The organism is Oceanobacter sp. 4_MG-2023 (assembly GCF_030689165.1).
Lineage (GTDB): Bacteria > Pseudomonadota > Gammaproteobacteria > Pseudomonadales > Oceanobacteraceae > Oceanobacter.
Genome location: NZ_JAUYVV010000028.1, coordinates 1 through 16,799, shown reverse-complemented (window position 1 = coordinate 16,799; position 16,799 = coordinate 1). Strand labels below are relative to the sequence as shown.

12 protein-coding genes and 1 pseudogene are annotated in these 16,799 nt (G+C 54.7%); 4 read left to right on the top strand and 9 right to left on the bottom strand.

Translation table 11 applies throughout. The features are described 5' to 3' along the window. Position 1: 1 nt before the first annotated feature. From Q8W24_RS15145 to Q8W24_RS15125, 5 genes are all read right to left on the bottom strand, one after another. The gene (locus Q8W24_RS15145; protein ID WP_305475849.1) at positions 2 to 1,237 is read right to left on the bottom strand and encodes a dienelactone hydrolase family protein; all 1,236 of its coding nucleotides are present in this window, start codon (positions 1,235 to 1,237) and stop codon (positions 2 to 4) included. Positions 1,238 to 1,527: 290 nt separating this feature from the next. Then, entirely contained in the window at positions 1,528 to 2,571 is a 1,044-nt protein-coding gene (gene antC / locus Q8W24_RS15140) for an anthranilate 1,2-dioxygenase electron transfer component AntC (RefSeq protein WP_305475847.1), read from the bottom strand. Between the two features lie 134 nt (positions 2,572 to 2,705). Beyond that, positions 2,706 to 3,194 carry an anthranilate 1,2-dioxygenase small subunit gene (antB, locus tag Q8W24_RS15135; protein WP_305414083.1) on the bottom strand — a complete coding sequence of 163 codons (489 nt, stop codon included), beginning with the start codon at positions 3,192 to 3,194 and terminating at the stop codon, positions 2,706 to 2,708. Next, a complete protein-coding gene (gene antA, locus Q8W24_RS15130) occupies positions 3,191 to 4,594 on the bottom strand; it encodes an anthranilate 1,2-dioxygenase large subunit (protein ID WP_305475846.1) in 1,404 nt (467 codons plus the stop codon). The genes antB and antA overlap by 4 nt, the downstream gene beginning before the upstream one ends. A 245-nt stretch (positions 4,595 to 4,839) precedes the next feature. Then, the gene (locus Q8W24_RS15125) at positions 4,840 to 6,135 is read right to left on the bottom strand and encodes an NAD(P)/FAD-dependent oxidoreductase (RefSeq protein ID WP_305475845.1); all 1,296 of its coding nucleotides are present in this window, start codon (positions 6,133 to 6,135) and stop codon (positions 4,840 to 4,842) included. An 842-nt stretch (positions 6,136 to 6,977) separates the two neighbouring features. Here Q8W24_RS15125 and Q8W24_RS15120 point away from each other — a divergent pair. Next, positions 6,978 to 8,444: a NarK family nitrate/nitrite MFS transporter gene (locus tag Q8W24_RS15120; protein ID WP_303432344.1), complete on the top strand. Its 1,467-nt coding sequence runs from the start codon at positions 6,978 to 6,980 to the stop codon at positions 8,442 to 8,444. 33 nt (positions 8,445 to 8,477) lie between these two features. Beyond that, on the top strand, positions 8,478 to 10,244 hold the full coding sequence (locus Q8W24_RS15115; protein WP_305475843.1) for a bifunctional protein-serine/threonine kinase/phosphatase: 1,767 nt from the start codon (positions 8,478 to 8,480) through the stop codon (positions 10,242 to 10,244). Positions 10,245 to 10,276: 32 nt separating this feature from the next. Here Q8W24_RS15115 and Q8W24_RS15110 read toward each other — a convergent pair whose 3' ends face one another. The 4 genes from Q8W24_RS15110 to Q8W24_RS15095 form a co-directional block, all read right to left on the bottom strand. Then, positions 10,277 to 11,635 carry a di-heme oxidoredictase family protein gene (locus tag Q8W24_RS15110; RefSeq protein ID WP_305475841.1) on the bottom strand — a complete coding sequence of 453 codons (1,359 nt, stop codon included), beginning with the start codon at positions 11,633 to 11,635 and terminating at the stop codon, positions 10,277 to 10,279. Then, complete coding sequence (locus Q8W24_RS15105) at positions 11,632 to 12,936, bottom strand: ABC transporter substrate-binding protein (RefSeq protein ID WP_305475840.1); 1,305 nt, start codon at positions 12,934 to 12,936, stop codon at positions 11,632 to 11,634. The genes Q8W24_RS15110 and Q8W24_RS15105 overlap by 4 nt, the downstream gene beginning before the upstream one ends. A 14-nt stretch (positions 12,937 to 12,950) precedes the next feature. Continuing rightward, positions 12,951 to 14,936: a TonB-dependent siderophore receptor gene (locus Q8W24_RS15100; protein WP_305414092.1), complete on the bottom strand. Its 1,986-nt coding sequence runs from the start codon at positions 14,934 to 14,936 to the stop codon at positions 12,951 to 12,953. A 357-nt stretch (positions 14,937 to 15,293) separates the two neighbouring features. After that, positions 15,294 to 15,974: a helix-turn-helix transcriptional regulator gene (locus Q8W24_RS15095; protein WP_305475838.1), complete on the bottom strand. Its 681-nt coding sequence runs from the start codon at positions 15,972 to 15,974 to the stop codon at positions 15,294 to 15,296. A 237-nt stretch (positions 15,975 to 16,211) separates the two neighbouring features. Here Q8W24_RS15095 and Q8W24_RS15090 point away from each other — a divergent pair, with 237 nt between their 5' ends. Together Q8W24_RS15090 and Q8W24_RS15085 are read left to right on the top strand one after the other, a co-directional pair. Then, positions 16,212 to 16,469, top strand: coding sequence for a helix-turn-helix transcriptional regulator (locus tag Q8W24_RS15090; RefSeq protein WP_305475836.1), 258 nt, complete (start codon positions 16,212 to 16,214; stop codon positions 16,467 to 16,469). A 109-nt stretch (positions 16,470 to 16,578) separates the two neighbouring features. Then, positions 16,579 to 16,799: pseudogene (locus Q8W24_RS15085) on the top strand (hypothetical protein); the annotation flags it as partial.

The window sequence follows — 16,799 nt, the reverse complement described above, 5'->3', positions numbered from 1 at the left end:
CTCAGTCGACGGTTTTGTTTGCACTGCTGGCCCAGGAAGGCATCAGCGTGTTGGAAGGCAAGGATTCATCAAGCAGTTTATGAGCGGTGGCGGCCCCGGCCGTCGGCAGGCCGTCGGGATTTAGCAAGCCCAGCTGCACCAGTACGCTGGCCTGGTCCCAGTAGATGTGTTCGTGATAGAGCTTGGGACCACGGAACTTGACGACACCCAGCATCGGGATTTCGACCTGGCGTCCAGTCGGTTTGATGCCAGGGACCAGCCAGTCGATTTCAGAGTCGTGGGTGAAGGTCATGACAAACTCGTCTACCACCTGGGACGCGCCGACGGTGCGAGAGATGGGAATCATCGCCATGTCCTGCGGGTTGCCATGGACAAAGTGATATTGATAAAAACGCGCCAGCTGGCTGCTGCCGACGCCGCCGGTCATGGTGGGGATATGGTTTACATAAGGTTCGGCCACCATGGTTGCCATGGTCGCCGGTACGTCACGGGTATCGAATTCGTGGCGAATGTGTTCTTCCCACAGGGCTTCGAGATCGTAGTCTGGCCCCAGTGTGCTGCGCAGATACTTGATGGAACGCTCATGGGCAAGCAGGGCAGCGCTTTTGTTGTAATGGCTGGAGCCGACACGGCCAAAAGCGTGTTCGGTATCAGGGTAGACAAAGGCGTGGATCTGTTTGTTGTCCGCCACCGCGGCCAGAATCTGTTCACGGGCTTCCGCTGGACAGAATTGATCGTTATCAGCCATATGCAGCACCAGCTTGCCGCTCAGACCTTCCAGATCTGCCAGAGACTGCTCGATACCAACACCGTAGTAGCTAACGGCGCAGGTAACTTCGGGCAGGCGACAACCAGCCAGATAAGCCAGCTTGCCGCCGAGACAATAGCCCAATACACCCAGATCGCCTTCGCATTCCGGGCGTTGTGCCAGGGTGGTCAGAGCCGATTGGATATCGTCCACCCCCTTGTTTTCATCGAACGCCTGATAGAGCGACAGGGCTTTTTCAAAATCAGCTTCGGTCAGTTCCAGACCAGCTTGCTGACGCCAGAACAGATCCGGGACCAGTACGGTATAGCCTTCTTCCGCCAGATGATCGGCGGCGGCTTTCATGTCGGCGTTGACGCCAAAAATCTCCTGGCACAACACCAGACCTGGTCCTTTGCCATCGATGGAGCTAGCCAGATAACCGCTGAACTGGCCGTCTGGACTGGTGATTTCAATCGTGGTTCCTGTCATTGCAACACTCCTGAGTGATGTGGTTGTGTTGCAATCATTCTGTAAAGATACGGCGTCTCCCACTAGCCGGAAAAGGCGAGGCACATCCGTAAAACGCAATAAAAACAGAAGCTTGGTATTGTTGGGATTGTCTGCAACAGAGAATTGTCAGCGATGCTCTGCAGGAGGGGAACGGATTGGAATGCAGCAACAGGCGCACTGTCTGGCGGACATAAAAAAGCGGACACAAGGTCCGCAAATCGATCAGGCAACGAGGAAGGAAAACGAGCGAGCCGGTCAGCTAACGAACTCTAGCTGACTGGCGCGGTAAATTTCTCTGAATACAGCTTGCCGTTATCCAGGTGATGGTCGGCACACCAGTGGGTCACAGCATCAATCATTGGCGGTGGGCCGCACAGATACATATCGAAGGGTGCGTCACGCAACGTTGCAAGTGGCAAATGCTCCTGAATGTAGCCCGTAGAGCCCTGCCAGTTGCTAGCGGGGTTTGAGACGACAGGCGTCCAGTCAAAGTCCGGCAGTTGCGTGCGGTAGGCGTCCAGTCGGTGTTGTTCGCACAGATCTTCAAGGCGATTAACACCGTAGTACAGGCGAATCGGATAACTGACGGATTCTGGCTGCTCTTTCAGGACATCCAGCATGGCCAGAAACGCCGACAAGCCGGTGCCGCCAGCAATAAAATACATGGGCTTGTCCGGTTCACGCAGATAGAAGGTGCCGAATGGTCCTTCCAGCTCCAGGGTGTCGCCTACACGGGCCTGATGCAGGTATTTACCCATTTGGCCGTTGGGTAATTTACGGATCAGAAAGGTCAGCTGCTGCAGCTCTCCGGAGACTTGAGGCCCGATGGCAAATGAATAGGCGCGGGTCAGTTCGGTGCCGGGAATATGCAGGTTGGCATATTGACCGGGCAGGAAGTTCAGTGTTGTCTGGTCGGCTGCCAATGTCAGCGCTAGCAGAGTGGAATCCGCGGATGCATCCTGTAAGCCTGTGATCGTGGCGGTGCGTTTCAAACTGCCTGGCTGATCGGTCTGGTTGCACAGGCTGGAGGCAAAGTCATAGTAGAAGGTACTGTCCGACTGGATACGCGTCTGGCAAGACAGTACGTAGCGTTGCTCGGCTTCTTGCCCGGTCAGGGCTTCTTCATCGGCGTATTCAATTTCATATTGACCGGATTCACACAGTCCCTTGCAGGTGCCACAGACACCTTCACGACAGTCGATCGGCAGGGTGACGCCATGGCGCAGGGCGGCGTCCATCAGCAGATCATTGTGTCCGGCCTTGAAGAACAGGGTGTTGCCATCGGCAAAACTGAGGGCGACATTATGTTTCATGGTGGGGTCCTCTGGAGGGCCGCCACTGTCTGCATGTAACAGACCGGGCGGCGTCTTGCCATTATCAGGTTTGCAGATACCGGGCTTTACCGCTGCCCGGATTCAAAGGTGTCAGATTCCGGCAGTGCTGGACGTCAGAGATGGTAAAAATCCAGCACCGAGTTAATGGTGTCGTTAAACACCACCACATGCTTGCGGGCGATCTTCCAGCCACCTGCCGCAGGCACCAGCCTGTAAGTCACGTCACCGTAGAACTGCTCGGTCATACCCATGCGGGTAAATACGGTTTGCCACTTGGCTTTGACGTCCAGAACGTCGTTGTCCAGCTTGCTGATGCGGACGTTGTGGACCTGGTGCTGGGTACGCGGTAATGGTACGGAAGCCGCGGATTTACCGGTTTGCAGGCGGAAGATCCGGTCTTCGAGGCCGGAACGGGTCGGGTAATACATCAATGACAGACCGGTTTTCGGATCAGTGGTCACTTCGTATTCCGAGTCCCATTGCGGCACATGAAATTCGCTGTCCTCGGTGAACATGGCCAGATAGCCTTCCCAGTCACGCTGGTCACACAGCTCGGCATTGAGGTACAGAAACTGTTCGATTTGGTGTTGTAGCGTACTCATTCCTGACCCTCTCCTGTGTCGTTGTGCAATTTCAGCAGGTTGGCATCGATGCCTTTCAGCATCAGGTTTTGCCAGTTGCCGTGCTGGTTAACGTACAAGCCTTCATGAGTGAACTCTGTGCCGGTAATGGCAGGCTGGATGTCCAATGCTGCGGTATTTTTGGTTGGACCGTACTGCCAGTCCTGGTAACCGCGGCTGATGTCGTTCCAGCGTTCCAGACGGGCCTGAAAGCCACGCTGGGCTTCGCGAAATTCCACCAGATCGTCCGGAGTACCCATGCCCGAGACGTTGAAGAAATCCTCAAACTGGCGAATACGGTTTTCGCGATCCTTGGCGGATTCGCCTTTTACTCCCAGGCACTGGCTGATGATCTCGGTTTTGTTCCAGGCCAGCGGGCGTACGATGCGCAACTGTGAGCTGATCTGATCCATAAAGAACAGGCTTGGGTAAATATTCAGGTTACGCAGACGGTGCATCATCCACTCGGCCTGTTGCTGGCCATGTTCTTCGAGCAGACGCGGCATGACGGTATCGTAGCCGGGGCGAACAGCAGGGTTGGGCATATCGCTGAACAACATGGTGTGGCCGTTTTTGAAGCCGAACCAGCCGTCGTCGGTTTCGGCGTCACCAGCTCCCAGTTTGCTGTAGTCGAGGGTGTCGGAGCCCTTGCCGTTGGCTGAATCCACTTCACTGCGGTGCTGGACGGTGGCGACATAGTTGTAGTGCACGGTGCTGACGTGATAGCCATCGAGGCCGTTTTCGTTTTGCAGCTTCCAGTTACCGTCGAAGGTGTAGGTTGATTTGCCTGGCAGTACTTCCAGGTCGCCGGTTGGCGATTGCGCCACCATCATATCGAAGAAGATACGGGCATCCCCGAGGAACTCGGTCAGGCAATCCGTGGCTTCTGTATCCAGCGATACAAACACAAATCCCTTGTAGGACTCGATCCGCGCCTTCTTCAGGCCACGGCAGGACTTATCGAAATCCTCGGCGTATTCGCCCGGTGCTTTCACCTTCATCAGGCGGCCGTCATTCTTGTACGTCCAGGCGTGAAACGGGCAGGTAAAGGTCGACTGGTTGCCTTTTTGCAGACGGGTCAGGGTTGCACCACGATGCTGGCAGGCGTTGACCATGGCGTGCAGTTCACCCTTGCTGTCGCGGGTGACGATCAGCGGCTGGCGGCCGGCACGCAGAGTGATGTAGTCGTTACTGTTGGCGATTTCACTTTCGTGGCAGGCGTAGATCCAGACTTTCTCGAAAATGTGTTCCATCTCCAGATCGAACAGGTCCGGCTCAGTGAACATATCGCGGGCGATACGGAAAACACCATCGTCAGGACGAAAATCCAGACATCCGGCAATGTAGTCGCGCCATTCAGGCAGGCTGCGTTTTTCAGTCATGGCTAGTTCTCGGTTGCTGAGTCATTGCCATGTCATTACAAGCGGATGGGCCGGTAGCGACTATCCGCGTAGTCAGCCAACGCTATCCGTACCGTTGATATGGCTTTTTCAGTGAGAGAGGCAGGGCAACCTGTCGAGATCTGCAAGACGTGTGAAAGCGCATGGATTCTGGATTCGCATATAAAGCGGTACGCTCGCCATGGCTGTCGGCAACGGCGAGTAATGGCTATGAGCGAAGCCAGCCCCTACGCATCAACCCTGTGTTGCAAACCGGCGGCGTTGTTATCGCAATATCCTTTGCCCAATATCAGGTTGGCGCGGATGGCACGGATATCAACCTGCTGGCTAAGCAGGTCAAAATACCAGTTGGAATCCAGTACATCGCCGACGCACAACACGCCGACAATACGCTGCTGCTGAATCACCAGTTTTTTATACACACCGGATGTCAGGTCTTGTAGCTGGATAACCTGATCGTGCCCTGTGGCTTCAAATTGCCCCATGCTGTGAATATCAACCCCTGAGACCTTGAGTTTGGTCAGATGCTGCTGTTCGGCGTAACGGGGTAAGGGAGATGCCAGAGGGGGGATGGCAGCCAGTCCTGCCGCGACGATTTTGGCCTGTTCCCAGATGGGGGCGACCAGGCCGTAGGTTTGTCCTTCAAATTCACAACATTCGCCCAGTGCATAAATATGGCTGTCTGAGGTTTGCATATGCGAGTTGACGCAGATACCACGGCGGGTGGTTATCCCGGCGGCGGCGGCAAGTTCCCGGTTGGGTAAAATACCGGTGGCAAATACGACCAGGTCGGTGTCGAGTCGGATGGTTGTGGTGTCGGTGTCTGGCTGGTTGCGCAGCCGGTAGTGCACGGCTGTGGCGCGGTTGGCGTTCAGGCTCAGGGATTGTGGTGAGACGCCGGTGCGTACATCGATGCCCCGTTGGGTCAGCTCCTCTTGCAAGATCGTGGCGGCGGTGGCATCCAGCTGGCGGTTCATCAGCACCGGGTTGCGGTGCATCAGTGTTACCTCTACGCCCTGGGCCTTGAGCCCAACTGCGGCTTCAACACCGAGCAAACCGGCTCCAATGACGGTGGCGTGTTTGAGGGTCGGCAGTGCTGCCAGCATGGCATCGACATCCGTCATGGTACGAAAGCCGAGTACGTTGTCGGGCTGGTCGCCGTCGGTTCCTGGCATGCTGGGAATGGCGGAGCGGGAGCCGGTGGCAATCAGCAGCGCCTGATAATCCAGGGTGTTGTGAGTGCTGGTGGTAACGCGCTGTAACTTGGTGTCGATGTGCTCAACCGCGGTATTCAGGTGCACATGAATACCGCGCTGCTGATACCAGCTGGCATCGTGGGGAGTAATCGCTGCCAGGGTGGTTTCGTTGGCCAGCAAGGGTGACAGCATGATGCGATTGTAATGGCATAGATGCTCATCACTGAGTACGTGGATGGTATCGAACGGGTGGTCGGTGCCCAGTTCTTCCAGAACCCGGTTGGCGGCCATGCCGTTACCAATAATAACGAGACTGTTGCTGTTCATATCATTTTTTTCGCATAAAAAAAGGCGCTCACCAGTCAACCTGGGAGCGCCTTTGCTATAGGGAATATGTGTGTCGATGTTGTGTGCCGTGATCTTCTTTGATCGGTCAGGAGGTTACCTGCGGCGTCGACGTGGTGGAATCAAAGCAGATTTTATGCCAGAGCGGGTGGATATCGGTCTCGGTATGGAGCCTGCCGATCTACTCAACATGGGGGTATCTGTTGTGAGGTGGTCTTTCTGGGCAGCAAAATAATCAGCTATGACAGTAAGAAAGGTATCAGTAGCCTGATGTGGCAAAGAATGATTTCGCACTCAAATAGAACTTGTTGTGGTTTTTTGCCTGAAATCGGTGCGATAAAAAGGTGTTGGCAAGTATAAACAGCCGCGATTGGGGCACTGATGCAACAAAAAAGACCGCTGCCAAGGTCAACGCTCAGGCAGAGGTCATGCCTATTGACGGTGGAGACGATGGAACCGGGGGCTGATTTTTGTCGGGTCCGATGCATCGGCAATGATCATTGGCATTCTTCCTGCTTTGTTATTGGCTATTCGTCAGATTCGCAGCGTTGTGATCTGACACTTACGCAACGGCGCATTCAAAAAAACTGATCAGAGATCGAGAGCCACCGGCTGTCGTTATCGCTGGGAAAGTAACTGCTGTTGCGTGGTCTGTATGAGGTCTCGATAACTTATACACGGTGCCTGTTCTGCTACCGCTCCGGTGCAATAACTCCCTCTGTTTGTTTCTCCTGTCTTTTTGAATTCGTTGTATTGCCGTGCCGGTTATCTTTGCCGTCGTGGGGCGTGAGCTACTGTATGTATTATGGATCAGAGAGCATGTTATGAGCGCCGAACGTTTTAATCTGTTGTCGTTTACCGGCAAGATGAAAGTCCTCCACCTCAGTTGGATGGCATTTTTTATCACTTTTCTGGTGTGGTTTAACCACGCCCCGATGTTGCAGGCCATGGCTGCCAGCCTGGGATTGCAGCCTTCTGAAATCAAAACCTTGTTGATCCTGAACGTCGCGCTGACCATACCGGCGCGGGTCATTATTGGCATGCTGACCGACCGCTTTGGCCCTCGTATTGTGTATTCCGCCTTGTTGGCGGTGTGTTCGATCCCCTGTTTTATGTTTGCCCTGGCTGAGGACTTTACACAAGCCGCCATTGCCCGTTTTTTAATGGGCTTTATCGGTGCCGGTTTTGTGATTGGGATTCGTATTGTCAGTGAATGGTTTCCGGCGAATGAGCTGGGCACTGCCGAAGGTGTTTATGGTGGCTGGGGCAACTTTGGTTCTGCCGCCGCGGCCTTTTGTTTGCCGGTGATTGCGCTGTGGTTTGGCGGAGATGATGGCTGGCGGTATGCGATTGGTCTGACAGGGCTGATCAGTCTGTTGTTCAGCGTGGTGTATTACCAGAACATTACCGATACCCCCAAGGGCGCGACCTATTTCAAACCCAAACACATGGGAGCAATGGAAGTGACCAGCCAGGGAGATTTCTTCTTGTTGCTGATCATGAAAGTGCCGATGTATGCCGCCATGGCGCTGCTGGCCTGGAAGTTATCGCCTGCCGGAGTGAGCATGTTGTCCGAGACCACGGCGCTGATGTGTTATATCGGTTTGGTGCTGCTGTACGCCTATGAGGTATCACACGTCTGGAAAGTGAACAAAACCGTCTTTAGCGAAGCCGTGCCTGAGATGCATCGGTATGAGTTCAGGCAGGTGGCGGTATTGAATATTCTCTACTTCGCCACGTTTGGTTCCGAGCTGGCGGTGGTGTCCATGTTGCCGCTGTTTTTTGCCGAAACCTTTGATCTGTCGCCGGTGATCGCCGGTATGGTGGCGTCTGCCTATGCCTTTATGAATCTGATGTCGCGCCCGGGAGGCGGCTGGTTATCTGACAAGTTTGGCCGTAAACCGACCTTGTTGATTCTGACCGCGGGTCTGGCGGTGGGCTATCTGGTGATGGGAATGGTGGATAGCGAATGGCCGGTCTGGTTGGCGGTAGTGGCAGCCATGGTGTGTTCTTTCTTTGTGCAATCGGGGGAAGGGGCTGTGTTTGCGGTGGTGCCGCTGATCAAGCGTCGTTTGACCGGCCAGATTGCCGGTATGACAGGGGCGTATGGTAACGTTGGAGCGGTTACCTATCTGACGATCTTGTCGCTGGTGGAATACTCGACTTTCTTTATGGTGATTTCAGGCACGGCGGTGGTGGGTTTTATTGCTCTGTTGGCAATGAAAGAACCCAAGGGCCATATGGCGGAAGTAAACGACGATGGCACTGTCGAAATGATCAGTGTGAACTGATGTTGATCAAAACGATCCTGGACCTGAGCCATTATGAGTAGCAACACATTAGACATCCAGTTTGGTGGTGTCACCACCGCTGGTACCAAGGTGCTCAACCAGGATGCGTTTGCGCTTTATCAGCCGACCTTGTCAGCCGTCAAGTACAAGGGCATCGGAGTCTGTATTGCTGATGGCGTCAGCTGCAGTGATAACGCGCAGCAGGCCAGCGCCACCAGCGTGACGCATTTTTTGCAGGATTATTACAGCACACCCGACAGCTGGGATGTCAAAACCGCTGCCGCCCGAGTGCTGTCGGCGCTGAATGCCTGGCTATTCCATCATGGCCAGCAGGCCAGTGCCCGGCACAATGGTTTGGTCACGACCTTTAGCGGCATGGTGCTTAAATCCCGCACGGCCCACCTGTTTCATGTTGGCGACAGCCGGATTTATCACTGGCGAGAGGGGGTGCTGGAACCGCTCACTCGTGATCATGTACACAATAGCCAGGGTGGCTCGGCCTTGTCCCGGGCGTTAGGGATGGACTCCCGTCTGGAAGTGGACTATCTGACCTGTGATCTGCAGGTTGGCGATCAATTATTGCTCACCACGGATGGTGTTCACGGGTTTGTCAGTCATGAGCAGCTGCAACAAGCCATGGCGAGCGTTGGAGCGGATACGCGCCAGCATCAGATTGAGCATATTTGTCGAGACGTGCTGGATGCGGCTTTGCAGGCCGGATCGGATGACAACCTGACCTGTGTGATGGTACGGATTCAGTCCTTGCCCGCTGCCGGGCTGGATGAAACACAACGGGCTGTCAGCGCCCGGGTCATTCCACCGGTATTAGCTGTTGGCCAAACGCTGGATTATTACCGGGTGGCGCAGGTGATACATGCCAATGCCCGCAGCCATCTTTATAAAGTAATCGATCGCCGTGATGGTCGTTTTTATGCCCTTAAAGCGCCATCGCTCAACTTTGAAGATGACCCTGTGTATCTCGATGGTTTTGCCCGGGAGCAGTGGATCGGCAGTCGCCTTGATCACCCCAACCTGATGAAAGTGTATCCGCAGCAGGCCAACAGCCGCTTTCTGTATCACATCTGTGAATGGATTGATGGCTGCAGTTTGCGGCAGTGGATGCTGGATCACCCGATGGCCGATTTACCCCAGGTACGGGCCTTGGCCGACCAGCTGATTAATGGCCTGAGGGTTATGCAACGAATGGGTATGGTGCACCGTGATCTTAAACCGGAAAACGTTATTCTGGCCGCTGACGGCAATATCAAGATTATTGATTACGGCACCGTTATGGTACGGGGGTTGGCAGAGTCCGGCGTCTTCGACGATGAAGATATGCCGCTGGGGTCGGTGAATTATATCGCCCCAGAATATGTGATTGATGGTATCGCCAACAGTCAGAGTGATCTGTTTTCATTGGCGGTGATGGTGTACGAAATGCTTTCTGGCCAACAACCCTTTGCCATGGAGCAGGCTGGGCGGCGTGGGGCCAAATCAACGCATGAATGGCAATATCGACCGATTCGGCAATACCGCCCGGACTTGCCACTATGGCTGGAGCTGGTATTGCAAAAGGCGTCACACCCCGTGATACGACAACGGTATGATTCCTTTTCCGAGTTTCGTACCGACCTCTATCAGCCCAATAACAGCTTGTTGCAGCAACACACCCGAGAGCCTTTGATCAAGCGACATCCTTTGAGTTTCTGGCAGACGCTGAGTGCGCTACTGATGCTGATTGCGATGGCGGAAGCCTGGTGGATTCTGGGGCATGTTGCCTGGCCCTGTCTTCCTGCTTGATGCCCCAGACCCCAGACCAGGCCCCAGCTGCTTTACAGCGAGTGTAAAAAATCCAGCAAGGCCCGACGTTGTTCACGGCTCATCAGGGTAACGGCCGTTCGACTTTTATTGGCTTCTCCGCCATGCCATAAAATCGCTTCCAGCAGGTTACGGGCGCGGCCATCGTGAAGAAAACCGGGGTGGTCGGAGACCTTGTCCGCGAGCCCGATTCCCCATAATGGCGTCGTCCGCCATTCCTGACCGCTGGCGTTAAAATCCGGGCGATTATCCGCCAGCTCTGGCCCCATATCGTGCAAGAGCAAATCACTCCAGGGCTGAATGGTGCGATTGGCCAGAATCGCCGGGCTGGCATTGGCCGCGGTTTTGAATTGTGCTCGATGGCAGCTCTCACAACCGGCTTGATAAAACAGCTGTTCGCCAAGTTGTACGTTCGGTGCATCGGGCTGACGTCGGGCAGGTAATGCCAGCGTTTGATGATAAAACACCAGCTGATCAAGTTGCTCGTCGCTCAATTCCGGGTCACCACCGGTGGCGGCGGTCTGGCAGTCGGTTTGTGCCGCGGTGCAATTCTGGTCTGGAAACAGAGAGGAGCTGATACCCAGATCACCGTGAAAGGCCGACGCAATCTGCTGGCGCAAATTGGGCACGTTGGCTTTGTAACCAAAACGGCCAGTCGTCGTTTGTTGCAGGGCGACATCGTAAACCGGATTGGGGCGGCCGGAGATACCATCGGCATCACGGTCTTCCGGATCGGCCCGCTGCAAAATAGCCGCGTTGGGGATGGCATCCAGCAACCCCTGACCAACCAGCGCCGGGCCAATGCGGGCGGAGGTCAGTAGCTCTGTGGCAGGTTGGCAGCGGCTGGCGGACAGATTGAGCTGTGGTCGCCGCAGTGTTACTGCGGTGTCATCCGCCAGTCGGACTACCTGTTCCTGATACGACACACTGGCTCTCCCTTCGCCTGCCACACCGGGCACGCCCTGTTCATTCAGTTGGTCACCGCAGAACGGATGAGGCCGTGGCCCGCCATGGATATCGTGGCCGGGCAAGCTCAGGCGTACCAACATGGAGCGCATGGCCTGGCCGGGCCTGTCGGGTGCCCGTCCATGGCCATTGCCGGGGTGACAGCTGGCACAGGAGATGGCGTTATACAGCGGCCCGAGGCCATCGACTTGCTGATCCGCTGAGGGTGAAATCACCCACATCTGGGCAAACAGACTGCGTCCTTGCAGAAACTGTTCAAGCTCTGTGGCTGTTAATCCGGGCATTGGCTGTGACAGCGCCCGTCGACCCAGTGCCGAGCTGGTGATTGGATCCGCAGCGGCAAGACTGGGCAGCAGTATTAACCACAGCAATAGCAACCGCAGCGTTATAACAACAGGTGGCATCATAAGGTTGCCTCTCCGGCAATCACCTGGCGAGCCAGATCAGCGGCGGCGGCATACTGGCGGGCGAACTCGCCTTGCCACTGCTGTTCCAGTGTCTGGCAACGGGCGTCGGCGGCCGGGTTGTGCTCTCGTTGTTGAAAATCGTGCAGTATCTCGGAGGTAGCGTCGGGTTCGGTCACTGGCAGGCGATGAAAGAGCGCGTAAGCCTGTTGCAGTATCGGGTTGTTTTCCGGTTCCGGGGCAGCCAGCTGGCTGGCCTGATGCAGCAGCCGGCTGGTCTCGATCAGCGCCGGGTGATTGTGAGTAATGGCGGCATCAAACAGGGCGTTGGTGAGGGGGCGTCGGCTCAGGCCCTTGGCCGGGTTATAACGACTGTCCAGTGCCAGACCGAAGGGGTTGGGTATATTGTCCGGTGCCTGTTGGTAGACCGAAGGGCGTATAGGGAGTTTGCGAATATCCGGGTGAAACAACAGCTGTTGTCCTGCTTCCGAGAGCACAAAGCGAATAAATAACCGGGCGGCGTCCGGCTGGCGGCTATCCGTCATCAGGGCGATATGGGCTGGATTAAAGGCGGTTTGTTGCGGGTAAACAAAGCGCCCGTCCGCGCCGCTGGCAATGGTGGCGTTGGCAAAGAAGTCCATGGTCAGGCCAATGGCTGCCTGACCAGTGCTGACCTTGTCGGTAACAAAACTGCCACGGCGATCGACCAGTTGGCTGTTCGCGGCAATGGCTTGCCAGTTGTTCCAGCCCTGTTGCCAACCGTCGGCCTGCAAAAGCTGATCGATCAGCATCGGCGCGTAACCGACCGCTGAAGGTACCGGCAGTGCGACCGTGCCCCGCAACCGAGGGTTTGTCAGGTCGTGCCAGCTGGTTGGTTCGGCAACGGCAAGTTGCTGCAGACGTTGGGGGTTGATAAACAAACCATAACCGGCAATTTCACTGGCAATAAAGGTATCGTCCATGTCCCGCAGCCGGGTCTGGTCGAGATGATCCGGCAAGCCAATACGATCCAGCTTTAACGGTGCCAGAGCACCGGCGGCTTTTAAGCGCAGGTAGTTGGTTTGGGATGGCGTCCAGTAGACATCCACGCCTCCCTGCTGCGGTTGCAACAGGTAGGGCAGGGCATCAAAGGGCATACGCCAGAGGACATTGAGTTGCAGGGTTGGGTGTTGTTCTTCAAACGCTTGCTGAAATGCTGATACGACCGGTTGCGGGTAGCTGGTCATCAGGGTAATGGTCTGGGCGCTGGTGGTCAGCGTATGCAGTAACAACAGCGCTGGCAGCAGCAGGTGACGATATAACATCGGTATCACTCCCTTCAGAATTGCCAGTTCAGGCTGGCATGCCACTGACGACCCGGTTCAGGAAAGCCGTCATCCAGGGCGTAGTTGCGATCACCGAGGTTGGTAACGCCGAGCTGGCCTTTGAGGGTCTGGGTGAAATCGTAGTCGGCGGTCAGGTCGATACGGCTCCAGGCGGCCAGCTCGATAGTGCCATCGCTGTCGCTGTAACGTTCACTTTCGTACTGGCCCCGAATGGCCAGGCGGAGAGGATCTGTTGCCTGCCAGCTGATACGTCCCTGCAGTTTGTGGTCTGGTACATCGGTCAGGACCAGGTCGGAGCTGTCGTTGGTGCGCTTCAACAGGCTGTAATTGGCATCCAGTTGCAGGCTGTCGCCAATCCAGCTGACGGCGCTCAGCTCCAGCCCTTTGCTGGTGACCTTGCCGATGTTTTGCAGCTGGTAGGTGTCTTCATCGAGGTCAACAGACTGGATCAGATCACGAATTTTGCTATAGAAAACGGTGCCGTCCAGCCGTAGCCAGTCGCCCCAGAGTTGTGAGCCGCCAGCCTCCAGAATGGTGGATTTTTCTGCTTCCAGATCCGGGTTGGGCAACGCCGACCCCATGCGATAGGAGTAGCGGTCCTTGATGGTCGGGAAGCGGGTTTTGCGGGAGAGGGTCAGACGGACTTCACGCTGTTTGTCCAGCTGGGCAAACCAGCCGATTTGCGGATTCCAGGCACTGGCGTTGTTATTGTCGAAGTCGCTGATCAGACCAGTGTCGCTATCGTACTCTTCCGCTTGCAGGCTTCTTCTGCGGTCGTGACTGATACCGGCTACAAGGTATTGCTGCGGCGACAGCATCCAGGTGTCTTCCACAGCCAACGAGACGATGTCGTCTTCATAATTCTGTTTCGGGTCGTCGTCATCGTGTTCTTCGTGGTGGTCGAGCTTGTAGTGCAAGGCGGCCTTGAGACTGTGATTGCCCAGTGGCTGACCATATTCCAGGCTGGCACCATAGCTGTAATCATCGTACCAGCTGCGGAAGGCATAGCCATAGGTCTGGCTGCTGTAGCTGTCGTCATCGTAGCTGTAGAGTGAGTTTTCAAAAATATCGTAATACACCCGGCTTTTTATATAGCGGCCTTCACCCAGGCTGGTTTGGGTCACGACGTAGAGGCTCTCCTTGTTCCAGTATGGCCATTGCCAGTAACGGGCACTGGTGGAACTGTCGGTACCGGCATAGGGAGGAGTGCCTTTTTCCCCTTGCTGATTGATATAACCAATGGCGTATTCATCACTGCTATTCGGGGTGTAGCCCAGTTTCAGGCTGATTTTCTGGTCGTTGCGATAGGAGTTGTCACGCAAGCCGCCATCTTCTGTATCAACGGCTTCAAAATCATCGGATAAGGCCCAGGCATTCTGGTCGAGCCAGGAGGCACTGATCTGGCTGTACCAGAGCCCTTGATTACTGCCGATGTTCATCCAGACCCGTTGGCTGTCGCTGCCATCTTGCTCACCACTGGCATAACCAATACCGATATCGCCTTCCCATATTTGCTGTGGCCGGCGGCTGATCAGGTTAATGGCTCCACCCAGGGTATTGGGGCCATACAAGACTGAACTGAATCCTTTGCTGACATTGATTTCAGCCAGGTCGTAGGTGGTAAAGCGGCCAAGGTCAACATAGCCGTCATAGGGTACATACACTGGAATGCCATCGATAAAAACCGGAATCTGGCGCAGGTCGTTACCACGGATATAAAGGGTTTGTTCATTACGGGAACCGAATGTACTGAGGGTAACGCCGGGGAGCAAATCCAGTGCTTCACCAACGGTTTCCCGGTTTTCTTCGCGGAGTGCCTGGGTGTCGATTGATTCACTGCTGGTGGCTGGTAATGTCTGTTCAGCGCTGACTTCGATACGCCCCAGTTCGAAACGATCGGTGTTGTCTGCTGATGCCGCCATGGCGGTCATAATACTCAGGACGCCGGCCGGTACTGCTTTCCTGTAACGCTGCTCCATCGGGGTAATCCTCTGCGGTTAGTGGGGACATCTATTTAATCCGGTGCTCACTCTGGGCTACCGGATGGTTTCGAATCACGAAGCCGACTTGCAGGCCTGACGGGTCAAGTCAAAAGTCGGCGACACCGAGTCGAGATTGTAACCAGACACACCCTGTTAGATAGATAAGAATGCGGGATCAAACGGGATTGGGTGGGATTAAATGGAACGAGTTCAGTGTTCATGCAGGTTTCAGCGATGCTTTAGCGATCTTTGAACAAAACTGTCTAAAAACAAGCGCCGGGCTAAATTGCCCGGCGTTTTCATTTTGGCGGCATCTTCATAGACAAAATGCTGCCGTCTAAAAGAATGTGTCTGTCAGAAGTCCTTGCCAACCCACACCACGCGACCAATAACTTCCAGGTCTGGATTGCTGCCATCGAACTTCACCAGCTGCTCACCATAGGTTTTGTTGTCGCTGATCAGCTTCACGCCTTGCCCTGGAAGGATCTGGGTGCGCTTGACTAGCAAATGGCCATCGAACCGAATCACGTACATGCGCCCGTCCTGGGGGCTGGTGTCGCTGGTGTCCACCATGATGGTGTTGTTGTCGCTGATGGTCGGTTCCATCGAATCGCCCTTGGCGAACACAACCACCAAATCCTTTTCATGTAACCCTTTAAATTTCAGCCACTTACGTCTAAATGCCAGTTTTCGTGATACCTCTTCTGAACCGGCAAAACGGCCCGGTCCGGCGCTTACCTGGATGTTGTAGCCAGGGATAAAGGCGTACTCGTCGTGAATGTTTTCTGCTTCATCCTGGGCGGCCTGTGGGGCTTCTGAGCTCGATATCGGCCCCTCTCCAGTTACCACCCAGCGAGAGTTAAACCCAAGCTCTTCAAGAAAGTAAAGAAACTCACAGTCAGGTGACCGTAAACCTCTTTCATAATTGCTGAGGGTGTTTTTATGGACTCCAAGCTTCTTAGCAAATTCGCCTTGGCCGATAGATCCACGAATGTGTGTTATTCGGTTTCCTATCTCTTCTTTTAAATCACTCATTTTTGTGTCCAGGTTTTTGATTCTGAACTTGGACGCTGTGCCATTTGTGTCCATTACGCGTCTAAGTTTTGTAAGCTATTGATAATCAAGAGGTTTATCCATTTGCACAAAAATGTGTGTCGAAAATAAACATAGACACACAAAAATATGTTTACACCAAACACGTTCGTGTATATTGTTCACATAAACAAGGAACACGAATGTGTTAAGCAAACTGGTTACCAATAGGGCAAAAAAATGAGCAACTCACAGAGTCACCCAGTACAGGACTGGCACCGCCAGGAAGTGATCGCCGCGATTCGTATGCGCGGTATTTCTGTCGCCGAATTGGCGCGACAAAATGGCTATAAAAACCCCACCACCTTTTACAACGTGTTCAAGGCTCCGTACCCGAAGGTGGAGAAAATCGTCGCAAAGTTCCTGGGCAAACAGCCTGCCGATATCTGGCCAAGCCGCTACCAGCCCAATCCGCAAGTATACCGCAATGTCTCATAACATCCCGCCGATTGATTCCGATTGATGGAATCAGCTTATGCCGCGCCCGGTTCGGCGCATAGAGGCATAACGGAAGTTTTATTAGCACACCACTTTGCGGACAGCAGCAATGGCAAAACGAAATTGGAAGCGAGAGCAGCCACGGTCTCTCAAACACGCGATGGAATTGTGCGTTGACCACGCCAAATCCGTTAAAAATTTGTCGGTCGAGCGTATTGCCGACCTGATCGGTATTACCAGCCAATACACCCTTTATAAATGGCTCGACGAAGCGCGTATGCCCGCGCTGATGATTCGGCCTTTTGAGCACGCCTGTGGCGTCTCGTTTGT

Bases quoted from the DNA above. Each gene is read 5' to 3' on its own strand.
- Q8W24_RS15145 (WP_305475849.1), bottom strand. From the start codon at position 1,237: ATGACAGGAACCACGATTGAAATCACCAGTCCAGACGGCCAGTTCAGC.
- antC (WP_305475847.1), bottom strand. From the start codon at position 2,571: ATGAAACATAATGTCGCCCTCAGTTTTGCCGATGGCAACACCCTGTTC.
- antB (WP_305414083.1), bottom strand. From the start codon at position 3,194: ATGAGTACGCTACAACACCAAATCGAACAGTTTCTGTACCTCAATGCC.
- antA (WP_305475846.1), bottom strand. From the start codon at position 4,594: ATGACTGAAAAACGCAGCCTGCCTGAATGGCGCGACTACATTGCCGGA.
- Q8W24_RS15125 (WP_305475845.1), bottom strand. From the start codon at position 6,135: ATGAACAGCAACAGTCTCGTTATTATTGGTAACGGCATGGCCGCCAAC.
- Q8W24_RS15120 (WP_303432344.1), top strand. From the start codon at position 6,978: ATGAGCGCCGAACGTTTTAATCTGTTGTCGTTTACCGGCAAGATGAAA.
- Q8W24_RS15115 (WP_305475843.1), top strand. From the start codon at position 8,478: ATGAGTAGCAACACATTAGACATCCAGTTTGGTGGTGTCACCACCGCT.
- Q8W24_RS15110 (WP_305475841.1), bottom strand. From the start codon at position 11,635: ATGATGCCACCTGTTGTTATAACGCTGCGGTTGCTATTGCTGTGGTTA.
- Q8W24_RS15105 (WP_305475840.1), bottom strand. From the start codon at position 12,936: ATGTTATATCGTCACCTGCTGCTGCCAGCGCTGTTGTTACTGCATACG.
- Q8W24_RS15100 (WP_305414092.1), bottom strand. From the start codon at position 14,936: ATGGAGCAGCGTTACAGGAAAGCAGTACCGGCCGGCGTCCTGAGTATT.
- Q8W24_RS15095 (WP_305475838.1), bottom strand. From the start codon at position 15,974: ATGAGTGATTTAAAAGAAGAGATAGGAAACCGAATAACACACATTCGT.
- Q8W24_RS15090 (WP_305475836.1), top strand. From the start codon at position 16,212: ATGAGCAACTCACAGAGTCACCCAGTACAGGACTGGCACCGCCAGGAA.